The organism is Chromobacterium sp. CV08 (assembly GCF_051129845.1).
GTDB lineage: Bacteria > Pseudomonadota > Gammaproteobacteria > Burkholderiales > Chromobacteriaceae > Chromobacterium.
In genome coordinates this window covers 186371-198349 of sequence record NZ_CP150453.1, presented here as the reverse complement: position 1 = coordinate 198349, position 11979 = coordinate 186371, and the positions used below count along the sequence as shown (strand labels likewise).

Below are 11979 nucleotides of genomic sequence, written 5' to 3'. Positions count from 1 at the left end.
AGTTATGAGCCGCTCTCCACGTCACGACAAGATTCTGCAACTGGTCCGCGAAAACGGCTTCATGCCGATCGAGGAGCTGGCCAGGTTGCTCGATGTCACGCCGCAGACGATACGTCGCGACATCAACCAGCTGTGCGAGGCCAATCTGCTGCGCCGCTACCACGGCGGCGCCGCGCTCGGCAACAGCGTGGAGAACGAGGACTACTTTGCGCGCAAAGGAAAGTTTCAGAGCGAAAAGGCCCATATCGCCGACATGATCGCGCGCAGCATCCCCGACCACGCCTCGCTGTTCATGAGCATAGGCACGACGATAGAGGCGGTGGCGCAGGCGCTGACGGCGACGCACAAGGGGCTCAGGGTGATCACCAACAACATCCACGTCGCGTCCATCATGTCCACCAATCCGGACTTCACCGCGATGATCACCTCCGGCACCGTGCGCGCGTCGGACGGCGGCATCACCGGCGTGGCGACGCTGGACTTCATCAACCAGTTCAAGGTCGACTACGCCATCATCGGCGTGTCCGGCATCGAGTCCGACGGCTCGCTGCTGGATTTCGACTACCGCGAAGTGCGGGTCGCCCAGGCGATGATGAACAATGCCCGCCACCGCTACCTGGCCGCCGACCACAGCAAGTTCGGCCGCAACGCGCTGGTGCGCATGGGCCATATCAGCGAATTCCATACCGTGTTCACCGATGCGATGCCGCCGGAGCCGGTCAGCAAGCTGCTGGAGGAACACAGCGTGCGGCTGGTGCTGTCCGAGGCCTGAGCGGACGCTTCGCCGCAAGGAAAAAACCGCCTCCGGGCGGTTTTTTACTGCGGCTCACTCGGCGAAGGCATGCGCGCTCATGTGGTCGATGAAGGCGCGTAGCCGCGGCGGCATCGCCGGCGCCGCCGGCCATAGCAGGTAGAGATTGCCGCTGCGTTCCACCTGCGGCCGCGCCAGCTGGACCAGCGTTCCGGCGGCCAGCTCGCGCCGGACGGTGAAGTCCGGCAGGCAGGCGATGCCCATGCCGCCTACCGCCAGCGCGATCAGCGCCTCGCCGGTATTGCAGCTGGCGCTGAGCGGCGGCGACACCTCGCCGTCGCCGTCGGGCAGCAGCGGCCACGGCAGCAGCTTGCCGCTGTGGGGCAGCCGGTAGTGCAGGCAGCGGTGCCGCAGCAGATCGCGCGCCGTCCGCGGCTCGCCGTGTTCGGCCAGATAGCCGGGCGAGGCCAGCAGCCGCATCCGGTAGCCGCCCAGCCTGCGCGCGGCCAGCCGGGAATCGGCCGGCTCGCCGCCGCGCACCACCACGTCGAAGCCCTCGCCTATCACGTCCACCAGCCGGTCGCTGTAATCCAGATCCAGCGCCACCTGCGGGTAGCGGCGCATGAAATCGGCCAGCGGCGGCGTCAGCAGACCGCTTTCGTGCGGCAGCCCCACCTTCAGCCGGCCGCTGGGCGCGGCCATGCCCTGTTGCAGCTCGCGCTCGGCCGCCTCCGCCTCGTCCAGGATGCGCAGGCAGCGGACCAGGTACTGGCTGCCCTCGGCGGTCAGCGCCAGCCGCCGCGTGCTGCGTTGGACCAGGCGCACGCCCAGCCGCTGTTCCAGCCGCGCCAGCCCCTTGCCCACCGCCGACGCCGACGCCGACAGGCCCAGCTGGCGGCCGGCCGCCACCAGGCTGCCTTGGCGCGCCACCTGGACGAATAGCTCGATTCCGCCCATCTTTTCCATTATTTCCTCCTTATTGCGGAAAAATATTCCGTTATGAGCGGCATGCCAAGCCGTTTATCCGCCATGGGCGCGCTTTTAGCATGAAGGACCGATCTCACCAGGAGTTCCGTCATGACGACACCGTCCGTTGTTTCCTCCCCGGAGGGCGCCCCGGCGTCCCGGCCGCTGCCGGCCGTCATCCATCTGCTCAGCCTGTCCATCTTCGCGATGGCCACCTCGGAGTTCATGGTGGCCGGCATGATGCCGTCGCTGGCGACGGCCTTCGGCGTCTCGCTGGCCGAGGTCGGCAAGCTGGTGTCCGCCTTCGCCGCCAGCGTGGTGGTCGGCGGCCCGCTACTGACGCTGCGGCTGCGCGCGGCGCGACGCAAGCCGGCGCTGCTGGGCCTGCTGGCGGTATTCCTGATCGGCCAGCTGATAGGCGCGACGGCCGGCGGCTATCCGCAGCTGCTGGCGTCGCGCATCGTCTGCGGCGTCGCGCAGTCGGCCTTTTTCGGCGTGGCGCTGGCGCTGGCCGGCGAGCTGGTGGGGGCGGCGAGCATCGCCCGCGCCGCCGGCCTGGTATTGAACGGCCTGATGCTGGCTTCGGTGGCCGGCCTGCCGTTGGCGACGCTGCTGGACCGGCAATGGGGCTGGCGGCCGGCGTTCTGGCTGGTGGCGGCATTGGTGGGACTGGCGATGCTGGGCATCGCCGCGCTGGCGCCGCCCGGCGCCAAGCCGGCGCGGCAGGACGCCGGCGACGAGCTGCGCGCGCTGGCGAGGCCGCCGTTGTGGGCGGCCTATCTGAGCAGCGGCCTGATCATAGGCGCGGTATTCGCCGTCTTCACCTATCTGGCGCCGATCTTCGTCGAGATCGGCGGCTTCTCCGGCGCGACGGTGCCGCTGCTGTTCGGCGTCTACGGCGCGGCGACGGTACTGGGCAATCTGGTGACCGGACGGCTGGCCGATCGCCACGCCCGGCATGTGCTGCTGGGCGGCACGCTGACCTTGGTCCTGGTGATGTCGGCATTGGCGCTGGGCGCGCAATGGCAGGCGCTGACCGTGGCCGGCGTGGCCCTGCTGGGTCTGGCCGGCCTGCCGATGAATCCGGCGATGGTGGCGAGGGTGGTGCGCGCCCGCGGCAGCGGGCCTATGGTCAACAGCCTGCACATGGCGGTGGTGAATCTGGGGCTGATGTTCGGTTCCTGGGCCGGCGGCGCCGGCCTGGACGCCGGTCTGGGCCTGCGCGCGCCGCTGTGGCTGGGCGCGCTGCTGGCCTTGCTGGCGTTGCTCAGCCTGAGCCTGGACGCCGGCGGCTACAGCTGGCGGATCACCGGCAATTCGCCGGGCCGGCCGAGGTAATGGCCCTGGTACAGCTCGACGCCGAGCGCGCGCATCGCCTCCAGCTGTTCGGCGGTTTCCACGCCCTCCACCAGCATGCGGCTGCCGATCTGCCAGCCGAATTCCAGCAGCGCCGGCAATGGCTGCGTTTCGCCGGCCATATGGTCCAGCAGCAGGCTGCGGTCTATCTTGATGATGTCCGGGCACAGCGAGCCGACCTTGCCGTGGCGGGAGGCCAGCGCGCCGAAATCGTCGACGGCCAGGCCGAAGCCCAGCTCGGCGGCGTGGCGCAGACCGTCCAGCAGCGGCTGGCCGTGCTGCTCGATCTCGAATTCCGGCACTTCGAAGATGGTGGCGCCGGAATCTATCTCCAGGCTGGCCAGCAGATTCTGCAGCAGCGGCAGATGGGTGCGGCCGCCGTGGTCCAGCTGCACGGTGGCCGGCATCAGGTTCAGGCACAAGCAGCCTTCGGCGCCGCTCTGGGCGAAGTTGCGCACATGGATCAGCCGCGCCAGCCGGTCGGCCTCCAGCGCCAGCTCGGCCGGCAGCGAGGCCAGGAAGCGGTCCGGCGCCAGCCATTCTCCGCCATCGTCGACGACGCGCAGCAGCGCCTCGTGGCCGAACAGCGCGCCGCCGCGGTAGACGATGGGCTGGAATACGCTGAGGAAGCGGTAGCCGGCCAGGGCGGCGCAGTAGCGGCCGGATGCGTCGCGGAACAGCATGCTGCCCGCCTGCGCGCCGAGAGTGGGCTGCATGGCGCACCTGCCTTGGCGAAGAGACGATGTTTCAGCATAGCAAAAACACGTATCGACAGCGGCCCCGCCAACAAATGCTTGCAGAGTATTCCGGCAGGCGGGCGCGGCCTATTCCGCGATGTGCAGCTGGGTGCCGGCTTCCTGCATCAGCCGGGCGATCGCCGGCGGCACCGGCTTGTCGGTGAATAGCGCGGCGATCTGGGCGAGCCGGCCCAGCTCCACCAGCGCCGGCCGGTCGAACTTGCTGTGGTCGGCGGCCAGGAAGACCTGGCGCGACTGCTGGATGATGGCCTCGGTGGTGCGCACCTCGCGGTAGTCGTAGTCGCGCAGCGTGCCGTCGGTCTCGATGCTGGAGACGCCGATGATGCCGTAGTCGACGCGGAACTGGCGGATCAGCTGCACGGTGGCCTCGCCGGTCAGGCCGCGGTCGCGCTTTCTCAGCGTGCCGCCCAGCACGATGACCTCGCAGTCCGGGTAGTCGCACATCTGCTCGGCCACGTGCAGATTGTTGGTGATCACCCTGAGGCCGCGGTGGCGGTGCAGCGCCTTGGCCACTTCCTCGGTGGTGGTGCCGAGGTTGATGAACAGCGAGGCGTTGTCCGGGATGTGGCGCGCCAGGCAGCGGGCGATGCGGCGTTTCTCCTCTATGCACAGCACCTGCCGCGCCTGGTAGGCGACGTTCTCTACGCTGGACAGCACGCTGGCGCCGCCGTGGTAGCGCTGCAGCTGCTGGTGCTCGGCCAACAGCGCGATGTCGCGGCGTATCGTCTGGCGGGTGACGTCGAAGTGCTCGGCCAGCTTCTCCACGCTGACGTAGCTCTCGCGCTTGACCATGTCCAGCAGCGCTTGTTGACGTTGATTCAGGATCAGCATTGTTGTTGTTTCTCCGCTTGTTGCGGACGATTGTAAGCGATTTGCCGCTAGTCCAGCAGCGCGCGAACCGTGTCGGCGATGGCCAGGCAGCTGCTCAGGCCCGGCGATTCTATGCCGAACAGATTGACCAGGCCGGGCGCGCCGTGTTCGGCCGGGCCCTGGATGACGAAGTCGGCGTCCGGCTCGCCGGGGCCGGCGATCTTGGCGCGTATGCCGGCGTAGCCGGGCGACAGCGCGCCGTCCGGCAGCTGCGGCCACCAGGCGCGCACGGCGCGGTAGAAGGCGGCCGCGCGCGCCGGGTCGACGCGGTAGTCGACGCCGTCCACCCATTCGACGTCCGGGCCGAAGCGGGCCTGGCCGCCCAGGTCCAGCGTCAGGTGGCTGCCCAGGCCGCCCGCCTCCGGCAGCGGGTAGATCAGCCGCGAGAACGGCGAGCGGCCCTGCAGCGAGAAATAGACGCCGCGCGCGTAGCGGGCGGTCGGGATGCAGGCGGCGGGCAGGCCGGCGACGGTGCGGGCGACGTCCGGGGCGAACAGGCCGGCGGCGTTGACCACCTTGTCGGCCAAGAATTCGATGCCGGCGGCGCGCAACACGATGCCGTCGGCGGCGATTGCGCCGCCCTCCACCGGCGACGCCAGCGCCAGCTGCGCGCCGGCGGCCTCGGCGTCGGCGAGCAAGGACAGCATCAGCGCGTGGCTGTCGACGATGCCGGTGGACGGCGACAGCAGCGCCGCGGCGCAATCGAGAGCCGGCTCCAGCGCGCGCGCCTCGTCGGCCGTCAGCCGGCGGATGTCGGCGACGCCGTTGGCGCGCGCCTGCGCCTCCAGCGCGGCGAGCCCGGCCAGCTGGCCGTCATGGCCGGCGACGATCAGCTTGCCCAGCCGCCGGTGCGGAATCGCCCGCTCGGCGCAATAGCGGTACAGCGCGTCACGTCCGGCCACGCACAGCCGCGCCTTCAGGCTGCCGCTCGGGTAGTACAGGCCGGCGTGTATCACCTCGCTGTTGCGGCTGGACGCGTGCTGGCCTATGGCCTGCTCCGCCTCGACGACCAGCACTTCGCGGCCGGCCGCGGCCAGCGCCCGCGCGACCGCCAGGCCGACGACGCCGGCGCCTATCACCACGCATTCCACCCGTTCCATATCGCGTCTCCGGTTCAGACCAGATCGCGCCGCAGCGCGACGCGCCGGGACAGGCCGGCCTCGGCCTCGGCGCAGAGCCGCGCCGCCAGCGGCGAAGCCGGCGCCGGCGCGATGTCGGCGAAACCGTGGCGGCGGTAGAACGGCGCGTTCCACGGCAGATGGTCGAAGGTGGTCAGCGTGACGGCGTCGCAGCCCAGCCGCGCGGCCTGTTCCACCATGTGCGCCAGCAGCGCGGCGCCGATGCCGCGGCGGCCGTGGTCCGGGTCCACGTCCATCTCGGCCAGGTGCAGCCGGCCGTCCAGCCATTCGGCCAGCGCGAAGCCGGCCAGCCGGCCGCCGTCCTCGGCCACCCACAGCAGGCCGTCGGCCTGCGCCTGCCTCAGCGTCGGCGCCGGCACGGTCTCGCCGCGCAGCGCCGGCGGCAGGTCCTCCGGCGCGAACAGCGCGGCGGCGCGGCGCTCTATGCCGGCCAGCGCGGGCAGATCGTCCGGCCGGGCCGGCCGTATCGTCGGTTGCGGATTCATCGTCGCGTCTCCAGTTGTTCGGCGGCCAGCTGTCCCAGCCGGACGATGGCGGCCTGCTGCGCCGCGTCCCACGGTTGGCCGAAATTCAAGCGCAGGCAGTGGCCGAAGCGGGGTTCGGCCGAGAACAGCATGCCGGGCGCGAAGCTGATCGACTCCGCCAGCGCCGCCTGCAGCAGCCGCGCGCTGTCCAGCGCCTCCGGCCCCTCCACCCACAGCAGCAGGCCGCCGCGGGGCCGCCGCAGCCGGGTGCCGGCCGGGAAGGCCGCCAGCACCGCGTCGGCCACCGTTTCCATCTGGCCGGCCAGCCGCGCGCGCAGCTGATTGCCGAAGCGGACGTAATCGCCGCTGGCCAACAGGTCGGACAGCACGCCCAGCAACAGCGTCGGGCTGACCAGGCTGTTGCTGGCGCGCAGCCGCTCCAGCGCCGCGTGGTGGCGGCCGCCGGACAGCCAGCCCAGCCGGAACGACGGCGCCAGGCTCTTGGTGAACGAGGCGCAGTAGATCACGTCGCCGTCGCGGTCCCAGGCCTTCAGCGGCGTCGGCCGCCGCGTGCCGAAATACAGCTCGCCGAAGACGTCGTCCTCGATGATGGTCAGGCCGTGGCGGCGCGACAGCGCCAGCAGCCGCTTCTTGTTGTCGTCCGGCATCAGGGCGCCGGTGGGGTTCTGGAAATGCGGCACCGTGACCAGGCAGCGCACCGGCGGGCCGTGGCGCAGCGCGAACTCCAGCGCCTCCAGCGACAGGCCGGCGTCCGGCGTGCACGGAATCTCCAGCGCCTTCAGTCCCAGCGCCGCCAGCGTCTGCAGCAGGCCGAAATAGACCGGCGTCTCCACCGCCACCGTGTCGCCGGGCCGGGTCAGATGGCGCAACGCCAGGCCTATGCCCTCGGTGATGCCGTTGCAGAACAGGATCCGGTCGGTCGGCAGCTCCAGCTGCCAGCCGGCGGCCAGCCGCCGCATCAGTCCGTACAGCCGGTCGCTCTGGGCGGCCGGCAGGTGGGCGCCGATCAGCTCCGGCCGCTGCAGCAGCGCCTGCTGCAGGCGGCGCGCCAGCTCAGCCGACGGGTACAGGCTGTGGTGGGCCTCGGCCATGTGCAGCTGCACCGCCACGTCGGACGCCGACAATTCCACCAGCCGCGACATCCGGTTGTCCACGTCCACCAGCGCCGCCGGCGACGGCAGCACGCGGGCGACCGGGCTGTCGGTCCCGGCCGGCGGCGCGGCGAAGAAGCCGGCGCGCGGCCGCGCCACCACCCGCTGCCGCGCTTCCAGCCAACGGTAGGCGGCCAGCGCGGTCAGATTGTTGACCTGATGCTGCGCGGCCAGCTGCCGCACCGACGGCAGCCGGCTGCCCGGCGGAAACTCGCCGGCGTCGATGCGGGCCTGCAGGCGGCAGGCGATGTCCTGGTAGATCGCTTCCATCAAACTGTTATATCAAACAGATTGCGGCGGGCACAAACTGTTTGCCGCAGGTGTAGCAGAGGCGACGGTCGCCGCCATGGCATGCTCGCGCCATCGATACCGATTGGCGAGAGCTTCCATGTGGCAAACCCTGCGGCGCGACGCCGCGCCCTCCTCCCTGCTGGCCGCCGTGCTGGCGCTGCTGGTCGGCTATTCCGGCCCCTTCCTGATCATCGTCCACGCCGCGCAGTCGGCCGGCCTCGGCGCCGCCCAGCTCGGCTCCTGGGTGTGGGCGGTGTCGATAGGCTCCGGCGTGGCCGGCGCCTGGCTGAGCTGGCGCTGGAAGGCCCCGGTGATCGCCGCCTGGAGCACGCCGGGCGCGGCGCTGCTGTTGACCGCCCTGCCCGGCACGCCGTATCCGGAGGCGGTGGGCGCCTTCGTCGCCGCGGCGGCCATCGTCGCCCTGGTCGGCGCGAGCGGCCTGTTCGACCGGCTGATGGCGCTGTTTCCGCCGGCGCTGGCGGCCGCGCTGCTGGGCGGCATCCTGTTCCGCTTCGTCGGCGAGACGGTGGCCGAGGCCGGGCGCGAGCTGGCGCTGGTATTGCCGATGGCGGCGCTGTTCTTCGCCGGCCGGCGCTTCTTCCCGCGCTGGTCGCTGCTGGCGGCGCTGGCGCTGGGCGTGGCGCTGTGCGCCGTCCAGGGGCGTATCCACGCCCCGGCCGCCGGCGCGCTGTCCGGCCTCGCAGGCCCGGTGCTGACGATGCCGGCCTGGTCGTGGACCGCCTTCGTCAACCTGGCGCTGCCGCTGGCGCTGCTGGCGCTGACCAGCCAGTTCCTGCCCGGCATGGCGGTGCTGCGCGCGTCCGGCTACGACTTGCCGGCGCGCTCGCCGGTGACGGCGCTGGGCGTCGCCTCGCTGCTGACGGCGCCGTTCGGCGGCCACGGCGTCACGCTGGCCGCGATCATCGCCGCCATCTGCACCGGGCCGGAAGCGCATCCGGACCGCGGCCGCCGCTACGTCGCCGGCCTGTTCTGCGGCCTGCTCTACATCGGCCTGGGCCTGATGGGCGGCGCGCTGGCGGCGCTGGTGCTGCTGCTGCCGCAGGCGCTGGTGGTGGCCGCCGCCGGGCTGGCGCTGTTCGGCACGCTGGCCTCGTCGCTGGGCGCCGCGCTGGCCGACGCCGAACACCGCGAGGCGGCGCTGCTGACCTTCGTCGTGGCCGCCTCCGGCATCAGCATCGCCGGCCTCGGCGCGCCGCTGTGGGCGATGCTGGCCGGCGGCCTGCTGTGCCGGCTGCTGAGCCCGGTCAACGCCACGCGGGAAAGGGCCGGCGAAACGGCCGCGCGCTGAGGCGGCGGCTGGCCGCCGTGGCCGGCGCGTGATAAGTTAGGCGGCTGCATACAATATTCCGCATGAGCGTTCCCAAGCCGTCATGCGGCCAAGGAGAAAAGCATGTTCGCCCCTTCCGTCTACGCCCTGCGCCGCGCCGGCCTGAAGCAGGCCGGCCTGTCCGGCCTCTTGCTGTTCGTCGGCAACGTCGACTCGCCGATGAACTACCACGACAACACCCTGCCCTTCGTGCAGGACTCCAGCTTCCGCTACTTCTTCGGTCTGAACGAGCCCGGCCTTGCCGGCGTCATCGACGCCGACAGCGGCGTCGCGACGCTGTTCGGCAATGATCCGGACGTGGCCGACATCGTCTGGACCGGCCCGCTGCCCAGCCTGGCCGAGCGCGCCGCCGGCGCCGCCGTCGAACGCAGCCGCCCGTACGCCGAACTGGCGCAGGCGGTGGCCGAGGCCCGCGCCGCCGGCCGTCCGGTCCACTATCTGGCGCCGTACCGCGGCGAGACGCTGATCGAGATGGGCCGGCTGCTGGACACGCACCCGGCCAAGGTCAAGGACGGCTTTTCGCCGGCACTGACCCGCGCCGTCGTGGCGCTGCGCGAGATCAAGGGCGACGAGGAAATCGCCGAAATGGAAGCCGCGCTCGGCGTCACCCACGCGATGCACATCGCCGCGATGCAGAACGCCAAGCCGGGCGTGCTGGAATACCAGGTGGTCGGCATCATGGAAGGCATCATGCGCCGCCACGACTGGCAGCTGGCCTATCCGTCCATCTTCTCCAAGCGCGGCGAAGTGCTGCACAACCACGGCCACGGCCACGTGCTGCAGCAGGGCGACCTGGTGCTGAACGACACCGGCTGTGCCAGCGGCGGCGGCTACGCCAGCGACATCACCCGCACCTTCCCGGTCGGCGGCAAGTTCTCCACCCGCCAGCGCGAACTGTACGAGATCGTGCTGGAGATGCAGGAAGCCGCGATCGCCGCCGTCAAGCCGGGCGTCAAATACCAGGACATCCACAAGCTGTCCGCCGCCGTGATGGTGGAGCGTATGGCCGGGCTGGGCTTCTTCCGCGGCGACGCCGACGAGATCGTCGAATCCGGCGCCTACGCCATCGCCTTCCCGCACGGCCTGGGCCACCAGATCGGCATGGACGTGCACGATATGGAAGCGCTGGGCGAGGACCTGGTCGGCTACGGCGACGGCGCCGAGCGCAGCCCGCTGTTCGGCCTCGGCTACCTGCGGCTGGGCAAGCCGCTGAAGGCCGGCATGGTGGTGACGGTGGAGCCGGGCATCTACTTCATCCCGGCGCTGATCGAGGCCTGGGAGAAGGAGGGCCGCCACAGCCAGTACATCGACTACGCCAAGTTCCGCGAATACGCCGATTTCGGCGGCATCCGCATCGAGGACAATGTGCTGGTCACCGACGACGGCAGCCGCGTGCTGGGCGAGCCGATCCCGAAGACGGTGGAGGAAGTCGAAGCGGTGATGGCGGTCTGAGCCGCCGGCCGCCGAACGGAAAACCCCGCGCCCAGGCGCGGGGTTTTTCTTGGTCGCCCGATCGCGCGGCCGCGGGCCGCCGTCCGGCTCAGCGCGCGTCGTCCGCCATCTCGACGAAGGCGAACACATAGCCGTTGGGATCGGGGAAATAGCAGACCCGGCAGCGGTCGTCCTCGTACTTGGCGATGATGTCTATCTTGTCGCCGACCTGATCGAGCTTGGCGAAGATGTCGTCGACGTACAGATAGAACATCGCGCTGGCCGGGCTGACGCTGGCCGGCATCCGCGGCATGAAGGCATTGGCCTGGGTCACCGACTGCACCATGAACAGCACGGTGTCGCGCTCGCTGACCGGATGCACGGCCCCGTGCTGCGAGACGCCGTCGCGGCCGACCCGGTAGCCGAGCGACTCGAAGAAGTCCAGGGTCTCGCCGATATCGTGTACCGCCAGGCAGGCGGCGAAGGGGGCGCGCTTCATAAACTTGTCCTTTGTTGATGGCGTATCGGCCTGTGAACGGCGGGAAGCTCGTCCGCTGCCGTCCTGGCATCGGAACAGTTTATTTTTCCTCTGCTGACAGCGTATTGTCAGTGGCCTCTTCCGGCTGCCACGCCTGCTGCTGGCGGCGCAGATAATCGGTCAGGCTGGCGTGGGCCGGCGGCGGCGGCGATTCGGCCCGCTGCAGCGACTGGATCAGGTCGACGCGGAAGCTGCGGTAATCGCCGCGCAGGCAGCACCAGGCCACCAGCGTCCACTTGCCGCCCCAGTACAACAGGCCCAGCGGAAACACCGCGCGCCGGGTGCGGCGCCGCTCCAGGCTGAAATAGTCGATCTCCAGCGCGGCGCGCTCGGTGATGGCCTGGTGCAGCTTGTCCCAGCGCGCCTTGTGCGCGTCGTCGAACGGCGTGGTGAAGGCCAGCACCGCGCCGTCGCCGCCGCGGGCGCGCGCGTCGGGCAGGCTGGCGTAGATCTTGGCCAGCAGGCTCTGCGCCGCCCGGCTCAAATCGTTGCCGACCGCGCGCGACAGCATGTCGGTGGCCAGCGTCAGCGCCTCCAGCTCGGCCGAGGTCAGCGTCAGCGGCGGCAATTCGAAATTCTCGTCCAGCCGATAGCCGACCCCGGCCTCGCCGTAGATCGGGATGCCGTTGACCGACAGGTCGTCGATATAGCGGTAGATGCTGCGCACCGACACATCCAGCCGGCCGGCCAGCTCCGCCGCAGTGATGGGCTGGCGGGCGCGGATCAGGTTGACCAGCTGGAACAGGCGTTCGGCTTTGCGCATGGTGGCGATCGCGGTTTTCGGAGGGCGAAACCTGCAAGTTTAGCGCCGGGGCGAGGGGGGAACAATGAGCCCGCCGGTCGGGCGGTCCACAGATGGGGCCGCGATCAGGCGGCGGGCGCGGAATCCGGCGGC

The 11979-nt window shown here is 70.6% G+C and carries 12 protein-coding genes; 4 read left to right on the top strand and 8 right to left on the bottom strand.

Annotated elements, in window-relative coordinates; genetic code table 11:
• The first annotated feature begins 4 nt into the window (after positions 1-4).
• Positions 5-772, top strand: a complete 768-nt coding sequence (locus tag WNM05_RS00925) for a DeoR/GlpR family DNA-binding transcription regulator (protein WP_043572813.1) — start codon at positions 5-7, stop codon at positions 770-772.
• Positions 773-826: 54 nt separating this feature from the next.
• Here WNM05_RS00925 and WNM05_RS00920 read toward each other — a convergent pair whose 3' ends face one another.
• Positions 827-1717, bottom strand: coding sequence for a LysR family transcriptional regulator (locus WNM05_RS00920; protein ID WP_434631689.1), 891 nt, complete (start codon positions 1715-1717; stop codon positions 827-829).
• A 111-nt stretch (positions 1718-1828) separates the two neighbouring features.
• Here WNM05_RS00920 and WNM05_RS00915 point away from each other — a divergent pair, with 111 nt between their 5' ends.
• Positions 1829-3055 (top strand): MFS transporter, encoded by a 1227-nt coding sequence (locus tag WNM05_RS00915; protein ID WP_434631687.1) that lies wholly within the window; start codon positions 1829-1831, stop codon positions 3053-3055.
• On the opposite strand, the gene WNM05_RS00910 is transcribed toward WNM05_RS00915, so the two are convergent.
• The 5 genes from WNM05_RS00910 to WNM05_RS00890 form a co-directional block, all read right to left on the bottom strand.
• Positions 3010-3789 carry an EAL domain-containing protein gene (locus tag WNM05_RS00910; RefSeq protein WP_434631685.1) on the bottom strand — a complete coding sequence of 260 codons (780 nt, stop codon included), beginning with the start codon at positions 3787-3789 and terminating at the stop codon, positions 3010-3012. The genes WNM05_RS00915 and WNM05_RS00910 overlap by 46 nt on opposite strands.
• A gap of 108 nt (positions 3790-3897) precedes the next feature.
• On the bottom strand, positions 3898-4662 hold the full coding sequence (locus tag WNM05_RS00905; protein WP_434631683.1) for a DeoR/GlpR family DNA-binding transcription regulator: 765 nt from the start codon (positions 4660-4662) through the stop codon (positions 3898-3900).
• A 47-nt stretch (positions 4663-4709) separates the two neighbouring features.
• Positions 4710-5801: an NAD(P)/FAD-dependent oxidoreductase gene (locus WNM05_RS00900; protein ID WP_434631681.1), complete on the bottom strand. Its 1092-nt coding sequence runs from the start codon at positions 5799-5801 to the stop codon at positions 4710-4712.
• 14 nt (positions 5802-5815) lie between these two features.
• Positions 5816-6325 (bottom strand): GNAT family N-acetyltransferase, encoded by a 510-nt coding sequence (locus tag WNM05_RS00895; RefSeq protein WP_434631679.1) that lies wholly within the window; start codon positions 6323-6325, stop codon positions 5816-5818.
• Positions 6322-7746 (bottom strand): PLP-dependent aminotransferase family protein, encoded by a 1425-nt coding sequence (locus tag WNM05_RS00890; protein WP_434631678.1) that lies wholly within the window; start codon positions 7744-7746, stop codon positions 6322-6324. The genes WNM05_RS00895 and WNM05_RS00890 overlap by 4 nt, the downstream gene beginning before the upstream one ends.
• A gap of 118 nt (positions 7747-7864) precedes the next feature.
• On the opposite strand from WNM05_RS00890, the gene WNM05_RS00885 reads away from it, so the two are divergent.
• Together WNM05_RS00885 and WNM05_RS00880 are read left to right on the top strand one after the other, a co-directional pair.
• Positions 7865-9076, top strand: a complete 1212-nt coding sequence (locus WNM05_RS00885) for a benzoate/H(+) symporter BenE family transporter (protein ID WP_434631676.1) — start codon at positions 7865-7867, stop codon at positions 9074-9076.
• Between the two features lie 102 nt (positions 9077-9178).
• Entirely contained in the window at positions 9179-10567 is a 1389-nt protein-coding gene (locus tag WNM05_RS00880) for an aminopeptidase P family protein (RefSeq protein WP_434631674.1), read from the top strand.
• A gap of 88 nt (positions 10568-10655) precedes the next feature.
• Here WNM05_RS00880 and WNM05_RS00875 read toward each other — a convergent pair whose 3' ends face one another.
• Both WNM05_RS00875 and WNM05_RS00870 read right to left on the bottom strand, forming a co-directional pair.
• Complete coding sequence (locus WNM05_RS00875; protein WP_434631672.1) at positions 10656-11045, bottom strand: VOC family protein; 390 nt, start codon at positions 11043-11045, stop codon at positions 10656-10658.
• A 79-nt stretch (positions 11046-11124) separates the two neighbouring features.
• Positions 11125-11847 (bottom strand): helix-turn-helix transcriptional regulator, encoded by a 723-nt coding sequence (locus WNM05_RS00870; protein ID WP_434631670.1) that lies wholly within the window; start codon positions 11845-11847, stop codon positions 11125-11127.
• Positions 11848-11979 lie beyond the last annotated feature (132 nt).

Bases quoted from the DNA above. Each gene is read 5' to 3' on its own strand.
- WNM05_RS00890 (WP_434631678.1), bottom strand. From the start codon at position 7,746: ATGGAAGCGATCTACCAGGACATCGCCTGCCGCCTGCAGGCCCGCATC.
- WNM05_RS00885 (WP_434631676.1), top strand. From the start codon at position 7,865: ATGTGGCAAACCCTGCGGCGCGACGCCGCGCCCTCCTCCCTGCTGGCC.
- WNM05_RS00915 (WP_434631687.1), top strand. From the start codon at position 1,829: ATGACGACACCGTCCGTTGTTTCCTCCCCGGAGGGCGCCCCGGCGTCC.
- WNM05_RS00895 (WP_434631679.1), bottom strand. From the start codon at position 6,325: ATGAATCCGCAACCGACGATACGGCCGGCCCGGCCGGACGATCTGCCC.
- WNM05_RS00870 (WP_434631670.1), bottom strand. From the start codon at position 11,847: ATGCGCAAAGCCGAACGCCTGTTCCAGCTGGTCAACCTGATCCGCGCC.
- WNM05_RS00905 (WP_434631683.1), bottom strand. From the start codon at position 4,662: ATGCTGATCCTGAATCAACGTCAACAAGCGCTGCTGGACATGGTCAAG.
- WNM05_RS00910 (WP_434631685.1), bottom strand. From the start codon at position 3,789: ATGCAGCCCACTCTCGGCGCGCAGGCGGGCAGCATGCTGTTCCGCGAC.
- WNM05_RS00875 (WP_434631672.1), bottom strand. From the start codon at position 11,045: ATGAAGCGCGCCCCCTTCGCCGCCTGCCTGGCGGTACACGATATCGGC.
- WNM05_RS00900 (WP_434631681.1), bottom strand. From the start codon at position 5,801: ATGGAACGGGTGGAATGCGTGGTGATAGGCGCCGGCGTCGTCGGCCTG.
- WNM05_RS00880 (WP_434631674.1), top strand. From the start codon at position 9,179: ATGTTCGCCCCTTCCGTCTACGCCCTGCGCCGCGCCGGCCTGAAGCAG.
- WNM05_RS00925 (WP_043572813.1), top strand. From the start codon at position 5: ATGAGCCGCTCTCCACGTCACGACAAGATTCTGCAACTGGTCCGCGAA.
- WNM05_RS00920 (WP_434631689.1), bottom strand. From the start codon at position 1,717: ATGGAAAAGATGGGCGGAATCGAGCTATTCGTCCAGGTGGCGCGCCAA.